Raw genomic sequence first — 15,692 nt, 5'->3', positions numbered from 1 at the left:
TTTTCCTTTTCAGTGGCGAATAGGACACGATATGTACCCAATTCAGCAGTATTTAAGTAAGTTGCAGCCAATTTTCGACAACTTATCCTAATTCAAAAAAGTGATCTTAACGCAGCATTGTGAAGCGGGAGAAAGTTAGGTGTCAGTTGGTAAAAATAGGATCTTTGGTTTTAATCGACTGATTTAACGTGAAAACATGATTTTACTAACTAGTCAAAAACGCTCAGTTAGTAAAATCATGATCTGAGTTATTACTTGCTCATTTTTACATTTGAGTTAGTAATATTTTGATCTGCGTTCCAATCTAACTGCAAATCCCAAACATAGCGATGTTCAGGTTCTAAAGGTTGTTGAGTTTCATCCACTTCTGTCAAAACATTGTGCGCTTTCACAAGTGTTGCATCACGTCCGAATAAATAGCTTTGTTCTTTAACGATAGTCAAATAAGCCTTATTGAGCGATTGTGCGCGAGCAGGAGAGGGCGTGATCAACTCGTAAAGCGACTGACTACGCCTTACTTTATCTGCGTCCAGCTTTCCATCTGGCTTAAACCATCGAGCTAACATTTCTTGGTTTTGACGAAACTCATCGCCACCACCAACTCGCTGCATATAGGTTAAAAACTCACCTTGTGTTTGTCCTTTATTAGGCACATCGCTCATCGATTTCAGATTGATGTATCCCCATCCTTTTTTGCCCGTCACTTTCCGTGCAAAAGAGAATGTTTGGTCATACGTAGAACCTATGGTTTTGTGACATCCGTTACAAAAGGCAAGTTCTTGTTCATGTTGTTGTCTTAACTCACCTTTTTCATCTTCGATGTAACCATTAATGGTCCAGCCAAAGGTGTTGTTTATCCCTTTGTCTCCGAGGTACAGTGTTTGAGGTAAATTCTCAAAGGCTTTTTCTTTTGCTTCTCGGTAATACGAAGAGGCAAGGTGCTGTTTAGATTTAAAGGCGTGTTTTTTCATGTAGCGCACTTCTTTCATGCGAGGTGCATTGAAGATATTACCGTGCTCATCCACACCAATATAACGCACGGTATGCAAAAACTCTGTCCCTTCCGGATACAATTGGTAAGCTAATGCCGCTTTCGTATCGCCGACGTAATGGTCAGTCGCCAAAATCTCAGTAACACGCGTTAATGAACCATCTTGATTTAAATCTACGCCCACTTCATTTTCATCAATTTCAGGGGTGGAAATACGTGGTAAACCTTTCAAAGTCAGCTCAACCAAGCTTAGGTTGGCCAGATACACTTCTTTTTTGTACACGCCACCACGTGTTTGAAAATCCATCGGCAGGCGGATCATCACATCCCCTGTTGAACCATTCGTTGGCCAAAAGGTACTTGGAAATGGCTTGTAGTTAAACGCAACCCAGCCTGAGCCATCTTTAGCAAAACCGTCCGTATTGAAGGCAAGAGTAGGGTAGGCCAAATTCTCAATAGGAGTAATTTCACCGTGCCAATCTGAATTTGATTTTAGTTTTTGGATGAATGGCGTGTAATTGTCGGTATTAACCCAGTTAGTAATATCTTGATCTGTTATGGAGGAAATCAACTCTGTGCGATCAATAAAAAGATTCCGCCAGTGGTTTTTTATACCTAAATCAGAAAATTCGTAAGTGCCTTGAAGATCACCATCTCGCATTTGATTTGGACGCTCGGTATCTTTCGAATACGTTTGGTGGCAAGCATAACAAGGATTATGGACACCCTCTGTTTTGGTGTAACACTGCGGCGGAATAACAGATTCCGCATTATAAACCTCATTATGTTCAATATAAGCTTTTGCAGTAAATTGAGGGGAATGCTCATCTAGATTTAAAGACTGGGCAGAGGCGAGACTCAACAACAGGCTCGGTACAACCAGTCAAAATAGCGAACAGTGCGAGAGGAATAAGACGTAGGGATTGCACTTTTATGACTCCATTTTTTGGCTAAAAAAATGCGGCACATCCGTACCGCATTCCTAAAACAAGCTTATTTTGCTTTTGGATCGTACAACCAAAGTGTGTTGTTACCTTGGAAACCATCTTCACCAATGATAATGCGTCCATCTTTCATTACGATGACATTATCAGGTTGAGAGAGTTGATTTACGTCACAACGTTCTGCACCACTTAAGCTAGAACGGTAAGTTCCACCCATCACAACAGGCTCGATGCGCGTTAAGTTATAATTATTGTCAATGTGCGCACGGTATACACCGCCACAGTCTTTCACTCGAGCAGAAAGCTGCATATCGCCTTGACCATCGATCATTGTGTTATCAATGTCTGAAATGCCGATGTACATATATGCTTTTTCAACGATTTCACCTGGTACGCGGTCTTGGCCTGTTACAGCTTCGATTACACGGTCTTGGTTGATAGAAAGGCCTTCTAGCTTGCGCCATTCTGCCGTTGCACCTTTTAATCGAGCTGCCTGACGAGATTCAAGGAAAGCAACACGGTTATCCATCGGCTTACCAGCCGTGATAGGGCTGCCGCCTTCAGCTTCTGTTGGATAAGTCGCTTTACCATCGACCCAAGCTTGCACATCCGCCATTGAGATATAGCTTGTTTTACCATCAACATAATCTGAAGTATTGATGTCATCATATTGTGCAATCCACGATTCAATTGTTGCATTAGCGCCTGACGCCAGTTCAACCCATTGAATATCAAAACCAGTGACAGCAGGGTCAGTTAAACCTGCATCTTGAGTCAGTTTTGCAGCATATAAAGTACCTGAACTTAGGTCTTCTGGTTGGTCTGCAATAAACTTAAAGAGCACACCACCTGTGTCATCTTGTGATGAATATACCGTGCGACGGTCTGGCATAACGATTGAGTTTTCATGTTCATAGCGACCAATTGTGAAATGCTTAACCACGTCAGGTGTGTCTGTTGTTGGATTTTGCACTTCCGCGATATAACCATAACGATATGGGTTAGGGAAGGCTGGCGCTGTTAGCGCTTCAATCGTATCTGTCGCGTGGTCGTCTGGGTTGTTCCAATTTGGGTTTGTCGTTGTATCAACCGCTGAATCAACGATCCACTCTTCAGACGTTAAAGGAGTACCCCAAGGTGACACTGAACCAAAACAGTTCGCAGCAGTTCCGTGAACCAAATCAAAGTTCACCATCATTGCTTCTTCAATAGACCATTTACCGAACTCATTTTTGCTCATTTTTAAACGGCTCATACCACCTGGATACGATTCCCAGTTAGTATATAAAAAGCCCGAATTTGCTCCTGTTGAAATGAATCCATTGAAGTCTGGGTTGTCGTTTTTAATAATTTCTGTTTTGGTGTTAATACCGTAATGAACACCTAAACCACCTGCTAGACCTTTTGCTCCAAGAGAGGCGAACGTATCACCTGTTTGACCAAGAATTTGATATTGGCCAACTGCACTCATCACAATTTGTTTTTCCGTATCAGACGAAGGAACAGGTGAATTAATGATGTTGCGTGGCAGTTCATTGAAATTAACACCAGTTAGCACACCAACAGTGCCTGTATTATAGGTGCGATTATTATAATTTTCTGTTGCCGCATTTGTATCTGAAGGATGTTGTACGTTGAAGAATAAATCACCACCTTCGGTCAGAAATAATCCCGTTACTTCCGCGCCAGCAGGAACTGTAGCGATACGAACTAAACCTGCTCCATTTGCACCATCTTTACCATCTGTACCGTCTGACCCATTCGTTCCATTTGAGCCATTCGTTCCGTTCGAACCATTGGTGCCATCAACACCATTTTGACCAGCAACGCCTTGCTCGCCTTGTGGTCCTTGTAGACCTTGTGCGCCGTCGTCGCCGTTACAGCCAGAAAGTGACAAGGCAATTGCCGATGCCAATAAAGATAGTGCTACACGCTTCATGAGAGTCTCCAATTAGGTAATGTAATTATTCTAAAGCGCGGAATAGTCTGGCTATCTTTAATGACAGAAAACTTACAACGAAATTAAGGTTTTAGTTTAAATAAAAGTCAATTTAGGGGCATATTTATGACTGTAAACCCCCTTTACAATTTTGTGTGAGAAGGAAAAACCAGTTTAGACACATCAAAGCCAAAGCGCTCTGCTTGCTTTTTAAAATGATCAATTTGGCTTTTATTTAGAGTTGGGGTTCGCGACAATAGCCACAGATAGTCTTTGTTATAACCACTAACATAAGCGTATTGATAATCTGCCTTGTCTAGTCCAAACACGATATAGCTGGCGTAGAAGGGGCCAAAAAAGGATACTTTTAAATGCGCTAGATTGGGATCACCCACAAACTTCGCTACGCCGAAGGCCTGTTTCAACTGTTCATTGTCAACATCTAAACCTCGGTTGATGACTTCGACTGAACCATCTTGTCTTAACGAATATTCTGCCGTGACGTTGTCCAAACCTACTTCGAATTCGTTATCTATTCGCGCAATTTCATACCATTTCCCCATATAGCGGTTTAACTCAAAGCCACTGATAGGTTCAATGCCTTCGGGTATAGACGTACATGCAGTCAACAAAGTTAAGCTTAACGCCATCATCCTATTTTTCATCTTTGCTGGTCCTTGTTACTATTAGTCATTCGCATATTTACGAACATACAAAAACAATGGATCGAATTGGATTTGGTATAGAACATCCAAAAATCGCTGTTTACGTCGAGCACAAACCTAAAATAGCAGGGTATATTGATTTCGGCATCCATCGGGCTTTAGAACCAGGGGAAATACAGTGGATTGGCCAAGAAGCGGGAAATGGTTGGCGCAAGCAATTTAACGTGTTTGCTAAGCTCCTCAACGCGTTAAATCATCCAGCCTACACACAACATCAACTTAAACCATGGCAATCATATCGAGATCAGCACCTGCTGCAAGCAACAGGCAAAGAAGCTTATTTATTCAGCCCTCCTGTTCTCAATGAAGAACCGACAATTCACCTTATTGCAGGGCGCGCCTATGCTAAAAAGTTGCTCGAGCAACAATTAGTTTCGCTTACGTTAATATGGCTTGATGACGAATTCGCCATTGACACGGAACACCGCGTCATCGTCTGCCCGTTTTTCGACTACCGTCAATTGAGCAACATTAAAATTGAACGACTTTGTGAGTTGATAAGAACGCTATATTAATCAGAATGAACGTGGTGGAGAGGTTAAAAAGCGATGTGTTAAAACTAACATCGCTTATTTGGTAGGATGCTGCGTTTAGAGTGCGAAATATTCTTTGATACCAGCTAAAACATTTGATACCGCAACTGACGCCAAAATCAATCCCATTACACGGCTGATCACACTCGCTCCGCCGTTACCAATGAATCGATGGATCCAACTCGCTGCCAACATCAGTATCATCGCTATAATGACGACGCTCAACATCACCAACGTGGTTTGGGCTTGTTCCCACAGATTGTAACGGTGATTTTCAGTCAATAAAACGGCGGCTAACATAGCGCCGGGGCTTGCCAGTGAAGGTACTGCAAGCGGGAAAATCGCTGTTTCACTTTCTTTGCCAATCAACCGCAGTTCTTCATCTGGCTTACTTTCGCCAAAAATCATCGACATAGCAAAAACAAACAAAACGATGCCACCTGCAATCTGAAAAGCTAACAATGGAATGTTCAATGCGGTTAAGATTATCTCACCGACCGCGACGAAAAACACCAGTACCAAAGCGGCGACAAAAGCTGCTTGCAACGCTATTTTTCGCTTTGCTTTCGCATCAAAACCATTGGTCACGGCTAAAAACACGGGCACGGTTCCGACAGGGTCTATTACTGCAAAAAAGAATATAAAAACTGCGACAAAATCAATCATTCGACCTCCTAATATTCACTCCACGATAGACTTACTTCGATGCCGTGACAAATATTCGTATTGCTTACTTAAAACCAAAAACGACATTTATCTGGCTGCTTTTAAAGTAAAAAGGCGCAACGATAACGGTACTATGCTGACCCAGACCTTAATTTACCAGCTTGTTCGCCGAATTCAGTGTCGTGGTATTAGGCAAGATATTCTCTGATAGATCCTCAATTTCACACAAATAAATGCCTAAAACACTGACAATTCTTAGTCCTTGCACTAACTTTAAACGAGAAGGGAAAGAGGGTTGAGAACGATATGAGGATTTTAGTTGTTGATGACATGCCACTCATGCGTCATGTGCTAATCAACATGCTCAGGAAACTCGAGTATTCAGATATTGTTGAGGCTACTGATGGCAAACAAGCGTTAGAGCTGCTGCAATCACGTCATTTTGACCTTGTGATTTCCGATTTGCACATGCCAAAAATGAGCGGTAAAGACTTGGTTTCGACCATGCACAACGACAACAAGCTCAAGTCAATTCCCGTTATGATCGTTACATGCGAAGACAATAAAGAGAAAATTCATGAGCTTATTAAAGAGCGCATTGATGGCTTTATTGTAAAACCATTTTGCCTAACGACGTTAGAAAAACAACTTAAATACATTATGGCAAAGCAAAACTCGTCACAGCAACAAAGCCAAGTGCTTGAAAGTAAGGCTTAGCACTGTCAAATCCACACTCATCCAATAAGTCGGCCAACCGCATTCTATCGAGCGGAAAAAACTCATGAGTCAAATTATGTCGCATTCGCTCAACGCCAATGCTTGTTAGTCCTAAGTTTTCGCATGCGAAGAGTTGTGCTTCTCGTTCAAAAGGCGTGTGTGGCTTCATCAAATCCGCAAGAAAAATTGGTTTCCCAACTTGCAAATGACTCTGTATCGCTCTTAGCAAGTGTGATTTTTCTCCGTCGTCTGGCAAGAAATGTAACACCAATAAGCACACAACCGCGTCATACTCCTTTTTGCCATGCGCCAAAGGTTCGGCGAGGAAAGAAACCCGGTCCTGAATTCCAGCTTCCAGACAACGAGATTTTGCTATCTCTAACATATCCTCAGAGACATCCTGAGCGACCAGTTGCCACTTCGGGTTATGCATGGCAAGCCTTACAACTTCGAACCCCGTTCCTGCGCCTACAACCAGAATGCGTGCACTTTCAGGGAAAAGTGTATGCAACTGAGCCAAAGTTAAATCATGCAGCAGTTCATAGCCTGGTATCAGCCGTTGAATTCGGCTATCGTAGTTAGTCGCTTCATCGCCTTTAAACGTCGGCATAATTAACTCCTTTCAATTACGGTTGTACTACTTCAACGCGAGACTGGCCTCCAGCGCCTTTTGTGACTTTTATTTGTGTACCAATGCGCTCGCTCATTTGACTTACGTGGGAAATAACCCCCACTTTACGACCTTGTGCTTGCAGCGCGTCAAGGGCGTCTAATGCGACACTCAAGGTTTCAGGGTCCAACGTACCAAACCCTTCATCAATGAATAATGAACCAATAGATACTTGATTCGACGACAATGATGCCAATCCTAACGCCAAAGCCAGCGACACTAAGAAAGATTCACCGCCCGAAAGCGTACTGATTGAGCGTTGTTCGTCAGCCATGTCTTTATCAATAATCGCAATGTCCAACGTTTGGCCAATTGAGGTGATCCGATAACGCTTTGAAAGGCTAACTAAATGTTGATTTGCATACATTAATAGCAATTTAAGCGACTGTACTTGGGCGAGATTTCTCAGCTTCTTGCCCGTTGCGTCGCCTAGTAATCGGTTCAGTAGCTGCCAATGTTCATGCTCTTGCAGATACACATTCAGTTTTTCTTTATTATCTGCCAACAGCGCAACATTTTGGGCTTGAGTCGCTAACTGTGTGGATAGCTCAACCAGTTTACTTTGCACGACATCCAGTCTTTCTAAAAGCGTGGGTTTGAGTTCAAGAAGCATTGCTTTACTTGGTTCTGGTTGCGTAAGCATGTGCTCTTCAATCTGCTTAGAAAGCTCGATAACACTGGCTTTGGTTTGTGAAAGCACATCTTTCAAATGCTCTGACTGCTCAAGAAGCGCCTCTCGTTGCTCCTTTGGCATAGCCAACAACGCATCCAGCGCAGCTTCGTCAATGCGATATTGCAAGACAAATCCTTCGAGCCAAGTCGTAAAACGAACACGATTTGCTTCTAACTCTTCTGTATTTTTTGCAAGCGATACATCAAGGTGTTTCAACGTCATGACGTGTTCGTCGCGTTGTTTTATCCGTTTCTGCAATTCATTAGTGGCTGATTGCCCATGCTCTTGCGCTAAAAGCCATTTTTTTTCATAAGATTCAAGCCATTCCTGCGTGCTAGTCGTGGCTGCAATTAATTGGTTTCGAGCCGTAATTACCGCGTCTTTTTCTTTGATTATTGCTTGGCATTCGACTTCTAAACGCTGACATGTAGCCTTGTTCTGCTCCACGGATTCCTGCAAGGTTTTTTGCTGCTGCTTGAGCAGCATTTGATCATGCTGCAATGTTGCGTACGTTTGCTGCAATGCCGCGAGATCGTTGATAGCTCGATCTCCAGCCTTGAGCACGTCACAAGGCGAGTGCTCAAGACTGCCAAATTTAGTAAGAATTGGGGCATGTACATTGAGCTTTTGAAGTAAATTTTCTGACTTTACAGCGAGTAAAGACTGTTGTTCTTCTATACTTTTTTGTTCAGCTGCAAGTCCCGTCGTTTGATTGATTATTTGCTGAAGCGCGTCATGTTTTTCTTGATGCAATTGCGTTACCCGCTTCAGTTCATCAGAAAGCGCTTGCTGACGATTTAATAGCTCGTGATGTCGTGACAGTAAGCGAGTTAATGCCTGTTTTTCGTCATCAATTTGCGTCCAGCTTAGAGGCCAAACCAACGCAAGCTCCGCTGCACTTTGCGTCAGTTCGATTTCTAAGGCGGCACGTTGATCTTTGGTTTGGTTGATTTGTTGAGACAGTAATTGCAATCTCGTGACTGTTTGCTCTTTTTTAGCAAGCTGTTCTTGGTAACGTTGCTGACTTTGCTCCAACGCGCCCTCAGCCTTCTTAACTTGGAGTTGGAAGTCTTGAAGTAAGTTTAGCCAGTGGTCGTCGATATTCTCGACACCGTATGGGTGATGCGTAGAACCACACACCATACATTCTTGACCCGGTCTAAGCTGCGAACGCAAATGGCTTACGTGTTCGCTACTTCTGAATTGCACTTGTTGCAGATTTTCTCGTGACATCACAGCACGTTGATTGGACAAATTGACCTGAGACGCCGTATCCGCCAGTTGCTGCTCTATAGTACTGAGCTGCAAACCTAACTGCCGCTCTTCACTTTGCTGCTGTAATTGATGCGTCGACAAGGCTTCAAATTGCAGCGCCTTTTCACTCAACCGGTCAAGACTGGATAAACGAGATTGTCCCCAGCTGCGTGTCTTGATTCTTAAGCTCTAGCGACAACGTATCTAACTGTTTAGCCAGTGCTTCTTTCTGAACGTAGAAAGTATCCGTTTGTTGTTTAATCGACACTTGCGTTTCATCAATGCGTTGCCGTTCCAACGAAATCTGGGCGAATTTGTGAGTAAGTGGTGTAGCCTGACTACGTATTTCGTCCAGTGCTGATAAATCCTGAGCGATTGAAGACCACATGGGTGTTAACGAACTCAACTCGACTCGATTATCCAACTCGGCTAACGTAGCCTGTGATTGCTCAAACTTCTGCTGAAGCTGCTTTTCGACCTCGCCTTGTTGCGCCAACAAAGTGCTTTGCTGCTGTGAAAGTTCGTTTAATTGTTTTTCGAGTTCATTCAGCTGCGCGCTGAGTAGTGTACTTCGAGCATCTAACGATGCGGCTTCCCTTGCGACCGGTTTAGCCCAATCCAATTGCCCTTTAGCGGCTTCGTGTGCGGCTATTGCTTTATCAACCTCGGCCTGCTGGAATTCGACCTGAGGCTGCCAGTTTTGCGCCGAAAGTACGTCGAGCTGCGTCTTCAAGTCCGCTTGCGTCATAAGCAATTTTTTATAGGTCGCTCGGTTGTCTGCTATTTCTTGCGCTGCAAGACTTTGTTTGGCTCTATCAAATAGCGCACTATTTTCTGTCCAAACACGCTCTTTTTCTGTGATGGTTTGCTTGTACTCAGCAAGTTTATTATTTAACCGCTCGAATTGCTCATACCACAATACATCGAGATTCACTTGCTCACTTTGGCGACGAAGCTCATTGAGTTGTTGTTGATGAGTGGCTTGCTCTACCTTAAGCTGTTCAACTTGCTCATCAGGTAGAATGTGTATATCCCCAAGTCTTGCTTGCTGAGTTTCAAGTGCCTGCTTCTTTTGTTGATAGACCTCGTAAATACGCTGTCCAATACGGCTAAACTTATCACTCCCTGTTAGCCGTTCAAGCAGCTGTGCCCGCTCATCGGCAGATGCCTTCAAAAAAGCAGAAAATTCATGTTGTGCAAGTAAAACGGCTCGGGTGAACTGTTCAAAACTCAGACCAAGCGCACGCTCAATATACTCTGGAGCCAGACTCTTTTCAGCAAGTAGCTCATCATCGCCATCAAAAAGTTGATGTGTCGCAGGTTGCAACCGTCCATCAACTTTACCTCTTGCCCGCTTCACTTCCCACACAGCTCTATACAGTTTGCCGTCATTGCCAATAAAACAAGCCTCGGCTTGACCTTGTGTAGTGCCTCGACGCAGCAAATGCCGTGGATCATTTAACTTGATGTCATCGCCATTAAAATCCACCTTATTCTTCTGGTCATTTCGAAGACGTGCTGTTTTGCCATAGAGCGCGACACAAATTGCGTCCAGCAGAGTGCTTTTACCAGCCCCTGTATCTCCGGTAATCGCAAATAAACCGGTTTCAGCCAATGGGGATACGGTAAAATCAATAAACGCTTCATTTATTGAAGCAAGATTTTGAATTTTAATGCTGGTTAACTTCATTGTTCGTTCTCGTCTAATTCCATGACCAATTGTTCGAGTAAGCTTCCCAACTGTTCTGGAATCTCCGCTTCGCTATCGATTTGGCTGTGATAAGCAAACTCCAAAAGTTGCCTTACCGTCACTTCTTTAGCCTGTTCAATATCGAACATGGCGCTTTCCACAGGGCTTTGTTCACTCGTTGAAACACGTTCAATTCCGCAGAAGTGGACGTCTAAATGTTTCATTGCTTCATCAATTTTCGCGCGAAATTGACTATCTGTCTCTTTGGCGTCCATACGTAAACGTAGAAAAGGGGTTGGTGAAGCAGCGTCAATCTGCAGTGCTTTTAATTCTTCGCAAAGCGCATCGATCATCAATGCGCCTTTCGCTGGCACTTGAATCAATTCTTTGTATCTTGGAATGTAAAGGGGCTTTACACTTTCCAACTGACTGTTTGAAAACGTCAGCACAAGCGCTTGATGCTTGTAATTTTTTTCCGCAAAAGACATAGGCATTGGCGTGCCACAATAACGTATAGCTTCGCTGCCAGCGACCATTTGCGCTTTATGGAGGTGCCCTAAAGCAACGTAATTTGCATCAGAAGGAAAAATTGAAGCGCTGACCGAATCAAACCCTCCAATACATAAATTACGCTCTGAATCTTGGCTAATATCGCCGCCTTTAGCATGAAGATGGCCCATACAGATAAGTGTATAGAGAACCATTACACTCGATGGTTGCACAAGCTTGTTCATAGGCCATTCGAACTGCATTTTCGTAACGTGAGAGTTCATCTTGAGAGGCATTAATGTCGCTGGGTCGAAGGAATGGCATCGCAACAACAAACACATTTTCCGAGTGGATTTTTAATGACACAACGACACGAGAAGGATCTTTTCGGTCGAAGCGACCGATGACATGCGAATCAAAACGCTCTAATAACGGTTTTGCCGTTTCAATACGGGCAGGGGAGTCGTGGTTTCCAGCGATAAAAATTAAATGTGTTTGTGGGCAGGTCGCTTTTACTGATTTTATGAAATCATATAGCATCTGTTCGGCTTGCGCGGAGGGCGTCGCCGTATGAAATACATCACCACTCACTAGGAGCAAATCAATTTGCTCACCCTCAAGCGTTTCAACTAACCAAGCTAAAAACGCTTGCTGTTCTTCTAATCGACTGTGGTCGTAAAACTGTTGTCCTAAATGCCAATCTGACGTGTGCAACACCTTCATTCAGAGCGTTTCCTTGAAATAACAGAACGCTCAGTGTACACCGATTATTGTTTTAGGTTAACGGATCAGTTGCATCCAAACCAAAATGATCAATGGAATCGCCAGTAGCAATAGCATTGCTGGTGTTTTCAACACCTTCGTTTGTCTGCCTTGCAAAGACTTTAACGCCGATTGCTCGTTACACGCTGCTATTTTATCAATATAAAAATAGCCTTCGTCTAAGTACTGCTTACAATTTTGCTCATCCGCAGGGATAGCAATGATCTCTTCTTTCTTTTTTAGTATGTAGAAATCCATACTGCTCACCACATTTCTTGCTAAACGGGGTATCAATTACACAGCAAAACCAACGCCAGTTTTGCCCGGAAATAAAAAAGTGCGAGATTTTAAAGACAAAATAGTTCGAATTACAACAGTAAATGTCCTTTAAATGGATTTATTTTTAAAATAGGGACTATAACCTGACGAAATATTGACCATAGAAGTATTGTGATAGTGGTTGTTACAAGGTCGATTATTGATGCGATTTTAGGACTCTCAATTATCCCTTACTGTTGTCACTTGGTCGTGTATTGGTTGCTACACCGCTTACATTTTGCGACGCTCCCACCTTCATACAACTGTCATTTTAGTCATGGGTAGTACTAAAGATATGAATAAATTTATTTCAGCGCTTTCGCTGTGTTTACCTATTGCATTTAGCAGTACGGTATCCGCCACAGCGGTTGAACAAACCAAAGGGGACTTCGTTGACAAATTCCGTCAGTTGGACGAAATTTTGCCGACACCGAACGTGTACCGCAGTGCAGCAGGTGAACCTGGAGAACAATACTGGCAACAACACGTTGACTACGACATTGATGTTGCACTCGATGAGAAAGCGAAACGTCTAAGTGGTTCGCAAAAAATTGATTATAAGAATAATTCACCACACACCTTGAAATACCTTTGGCTGCAATTGGACCAAAACATTTTCAAATCGGATTCACTTGCTGAACGAAGTGCAACGTTTGATAACGCACTAAAGCCGATGCCCGACGCAAAACCTGCGCAGATAAGCTTTAATAATCTGCGTCGTTTACAATTTATGTCGGATAACGAGCTGGGTTACGAAATAGCAAATGTTAAAGACAATAAAGGCAACCCCCTGCGTATTACCATTGTCGATACCTTAATGCGCGTTGATCTTAATGAACCTCTTAAACCGGGTAAAAGCACGGAGTTCACGATGGACTTTGCGTTTAACATCGTCGAAGAAGATGCGGTTGGCGCTCGTTCTGGCTATGAACATTTTGAAAAAGATGGTAATGACATTTTCCTATTGGCGCAGTGGTTTCCTCGTTTAGCCGCCTACACAGACTATGAAGCTTGGACAAACAAAGCGTTTCTAGGACGAGGCGAATTTACGTTGGAGTTTGGTAACTACAACGTCGATATCACCGTTCCTGCTGATCACATTGTGTCCGCTACGGGGGAATTGACGAACGCCAACAAAGTACTGTCTAAAACGCAGCAGAAGCGCCTAAAGGACGCAGAAAACGCGAAACGACCTGTATTTATTGTGACTGAAGAAGAAGCCCTTGAAAACGAGAAAGAGGGCACAAGCGACACCAAGACATGGCATTTCAAGGCCGACAATGTACGCGATTTTGCTTGGGCTTCGTCACGTAAATTCATGTGGGATGCTAAAGGGTACCATCAAGGTGGAAAAGACCAGCCATTGGTTATGGCGATGAGTTTTTACCCTAAAGAAGGTGGAGACCTTTGGAAAAAGTATTCAACAGAAGCTGTCGTACACACGATGGAAGTGTATTCTCGCTTTTCATTTGATTACCCTTACCCTGTAGCTCAGTCAGTCAACGGGCCGGTCGGTGGCATGGAATACCCAATGATCACGTTTAACGGCCCTCGCACAGAATTACAGGACGATGGATCTCGCACCTATTCGCTTGCTGAAAAGCGTTTCTTGCTCGGTGTGGTTATTCACGAAGTAGGGCACATTTATTTCCCGATGGTCGTTAACTCCGATGAACGTCAATGGACTTGGATGGACGAAGGCCTAAACAGCTTTTTAGATGGTATAGCGGGACGTGAATGGGATCCAAATATTCCTTGGGGTGTTGAACCAAGAGATGTTGTTTCTTACATGAAATCGGAAAGCCAAGTACCGATTATGACCCAGTCTGACAGTGTACTGCACCTTGGCCCCAATGCGTATACCAAACCTGCGGCCGCACTTAATATTCTCCGTGAAGTGATCTTAGGTCGTGAGCTGTTTGATTTTGCGTTTAAAGAATACGCAACACGTTGGAAGTATAAGCGTCCTACGCCTGCTGATTTCTTTAGAACGATGGAAGAAGCCTCTGGCGTCGACTTAGACTGGTTCTGGCGAGGCTGGTTCTACACCACTGACCACGTTGATATCTCGATTGACCGTGTCTATCGTTTGTCTCTTGATACACACAATCCAGATGTTGATTATGGTCGTATGAGAAGCATCGAACAGGATAAGCCAATGCCTTTATTCGTAAAACGTAATCAAGAGGAAGGCAAAAAGCTGTGGATTGAGCGCAATCAAGACGTAAAAGATTTCTACGACGAACATGACCAATTTACCGTTACAAATAAAGAGCGTAACGACTACCAAGAATTCTTAAGCAACTTAGAAGGTTGGGAGAGAAAAGCGCTAGACCGTGCGATTACTGAACAAAAGAACTACTATGTACTTGAGTTCAGCAATTTGGGTGGTTTAGTCATGCCGATTTTGCTTGAGCTTACATACCAAGACGGTACGAAAGAAGAGCGAGTGCTACCGGCGGAAATTTGGCGACGTTCACCTCATAAGGTGAGTAAACTGATTGTGACGGATAAAGACCGTGAACTGCAATCTATTACCGTCGACCCTCGCTGGGAAACGGCGGATGTGGATGTAGAAAATAATCACTACCCACGTCGAATTATTGAATCTCGTCTTGAAAGCTATAAGCACAAGAAAGGGGATGAACGATTGAAACGCGATACGATGCACAACATCACCACTGAGCTAAAGCCAGTAGAAGATGACAACCAAAAAAAATCGCTGGAGAAAAATAATTAATGAGACTCCTCATTAGTTTAGCGGTTTTGATGTGCACGGCATTTAATGCCAGTGCACATCAACTAAAAGCTGCTGTTACAACCGTATTGTTTAACAAAAACAGTGGTCATATTGAGCTTATGCACCGCTATTATTTGCACGATACCGAACACGCTGTCGGCGAGCTAATTGGCAAACACGCGGACATTTTGCAAAACAAAGCCGATCAGGCTTCTTTCGCAGATTACGCATTTGATCGCATTCAGTTAGAAATTAACCACAAATCGCTCAAACTGGAAAACGTCGGCTTTGAGGTTGATGGTAAATTTTTATGGGTGTATCAAGAAACGCCTTTAGTGGCCAATGTCACGTCCATTCGTATGCGTAATAATGTGCTACGTGATATTTGGGCAGAGCAGATGAATCTAGTGAATATAGAAGGATTAGGAAGCGTGCGAAGCATGCATTTTGATGGACAAGATGATTGGCTTGAAGTCGTTATAAAATAAACCGTTTTTCCCCCAACCAACGCGTATTTACAAAGCAACGAAAATCAAAGTGATACGCGTTTTTTCATGCCCCGCAATTTATGCCTCGATGCG

The 15,692-nt window shown here is 43.4% G+C and carries 13 protein-coding genes and 1 pseudogene; 4 read left to right on the top strand and 10 right to left on the bottom strand.

Annotated elements, in window-relative coordinates:
- Positions 1 to 251 precede the first annotated feature (251 nt).
- The 3 genes from J5O05_RS20890 to J5O05_RS20880 all read right to left on the bottom strand — a co-directional run bounded on the left by J5O05_RS20890 (position 252) and on the right by J5O05_RS20880 (position 4,539).
- Positions 252 to 1,853: a hypothetical protein gene (locus tag J5O05_RS20890; RefSeq protein WP_244370126.1), complete on the bottom strand. Its 1,602-nt coding sequence runs from the start codon at positions 1,851 to 1,853 to the stop codon at positions 252 to 254.
- 131 nt (positions 1,854 to 1,984) lie between these two features.
- Entirely contained in the window at positions 1,985 to 3,874 is a 1,890-nt protein-coding gene (locus tag J5O05_RS20885; protein WP_208844859.1) for an alkaline phosphatase PhoX, read from the bottom strand.
- Between the two features lie 143 nt (positions 3,875 to 4,017).
- The gene (locus J5O05_RS20880; RefSeq protein WP_208844858.1) at positions 4,018 to 4,539 is read right to left on the bottom strand and encodes a lipocalin family protein; all 522 of its coding nucleotides are present in this window, start codon (positions 4,537 to 4,539) and stop codon (positions 4,018 to 4,020) included.
- Positions 4,540 to 4,595: 56 nt separating this feature from the next.
- Here J5O05_RS20880 and J5O05_RS20875 point away from each other — a divergent pair, with 56 nt between their 5' ends.
- The gene (locus J5O05_RS20875; RefSeq protein ID WP_208844857.1) at positions 4,596 to 5,114 is read left to right on the top strand and encodes a DUF6942 family protein; all 519 of its coding nucleotides are present in this window, start codon (positions 4,596 to 4,598) and stop codon (positions 5,112 to 5,114) included.
- 75 nt (positions 5,115 to 5,189) lie between these two features.
- Here J5O05_RS20875 and J5O05_RS20870 read toward each other — a convergent pair whose 3' ends face one another.
- Complete coding sequence (locus J5O05_RS20870; protein WP_208844856.1) at positions 5,190 to 5,798, bottom strand: MarC family protein; 609 nt, start codon at positions 5,796 to 5,798, stop codon at positions 5,190 to 5,192.
- 306 nt (positions 5,799 to 6,104) lie between these two features.
- Here J5O05_RS20870 and J5O05_RS20865 point away from each other — a divergent pair, with 306 nt between their 5' ends.
- On the top strand, positions 6,105 to 6,515 hold the full coding sequence (locus J5O05_RS20865; protein WP_208844855.1) for a response regulator: 411 nt from the start codon (positions 6,105 to 6,107) through the stop codon (positions 6,513 to 6,515).
- Here the strand turns inward: J5O05_RS20865 and J5O05_RS20860 are convergent.
- From J5O05_RS20860 to J5O05_RS20840, 6 genes and pseudogenes are all read right to left on the bottom strand, one after another.
- Positions 6,457 to 7,125 carry a class I SAM-dependent methyltransferase gene (locus tag J5O05_RS20860; RefSeq protein ID WP_208844854.1) on the bottom strand — a complete coding sequence of 223 codons (669 nt, stop codon included), beginning with the start codon at positions 7,123 to 7,125 and terminating at the stop codon, positions 6,457 to 6,459. The genes J5O05_RS20865 and J5O05_RS20860 overlap by 59 nt on opposite strands.
- A gap of 16 nt (positions 7,126 to 7,141) precedes the next feature.
- Positions 7,142 to 7,639: pseudogene (locus J5O05_RS22955) on the bottom strand (SbcC/MukB-like Walker B domain-containing protein); the annotation flags it as partial.
- A 1,609-nt stretch (positions 7,640 to 9,248) separates the two neighbouring features.
- Positions 9,249 to 10,802 (bottom strand): AAA family ATPase, encoded by a 1,554-nt coding sequence (locus J5O05_RS20850; RefSeq protein WP_208844852.1) that lies wholly within the window; start codon positions 10,800 to 10,802, stop codon positions 9,249 to 9,251.
- Entirely contained in the window at positions 10,799 to 11,536 is a 738-nt protein-coding gene (locus J5O05_RS22200; protein ID WP_244370125.1) for a hypothetical protein, read from the bottom strand. Before J5O05_RS22200 ends, J5O05_RS20850 begins: the two co-directional genes overlap by 4 nt.
- Positions 11,463 to 12,014 (bottom strand): metallophosphoesterase family protein, encoded by a 552-nt coding sequence (locus tag J5O05_RS22195; protein WP_244370124.1) that lies wholly within the window; start codon positions 12,012 to 12,014, stop codon positions 11,463 to 11,465. Before J5O05_RS22195 ends, J5O05_RS22200 begins: the two co-directional genes overlap by 74 nt.
- 57 nt (positions 12,015 to 12,071) lie before the next feature.
- Positions 12,072 to 12,311: a hypothetical protein gene (locus J5O05_RS20840; RefSeq protein ID WP_208844851.1), complete on the bottom strand. Its 240-nt coding sequence runs from the start codon at positions 12,309 to 12,311 to the stop codon at positions 12,072 to 12,074.
- Positions 12,312 to 12,666: 355 nt separating this feature from the next.
- Between J5O05_RS20840 and J5O05_RS20835 the strand changes: the two genes are divergently transcribed.
- Both J5O05_RS20835 and J5O05_RS20830 read left to right on the top strand, forming a co-directional pair.
- A complete protein-coding gene (locus J5O05_RS20835; RefSeq protein ID WP_208844850.1) occupies positions 12,667 to 15,111 on the top strand; it encodes a M1 family metallopeptidase in 2,445 nt (814 codons plus the stop codon).
- Positions 15,111 to 15,599 (top strand): DUF6702 family protein, encoded by a 489-nt coding sequence (locus J5O05_RS20830; protein ID WP_208844849.1) that lies wholly within the window; start codon positions 15,111 to 15,113, stop codon positions 15,597 to 15,599. Before J5O05_RS20835 ends, J5O05_RS20830 begins: the two co-directional genes overlap by 1 nt.
- Positions 15,600 to 15,692 lie beyond the last annotated feature (93 nt).

The sequence above is a fragment of the Pseudoalteromonas xiamenensis genome (genome assembly GCF_017638925.1).
In the GTDB taxonomy this organism is placed as follows: Bacteria; Pseudomonadota; Gammaproteobacteria; order Enterobacterales; family Alteromonadaceae; genus Pseudoalteromonas; species Pseudoalteromonas xiamenensis.
This window is presented reverse-complemented; position numbering and strand designations above follow the sequence as displayed.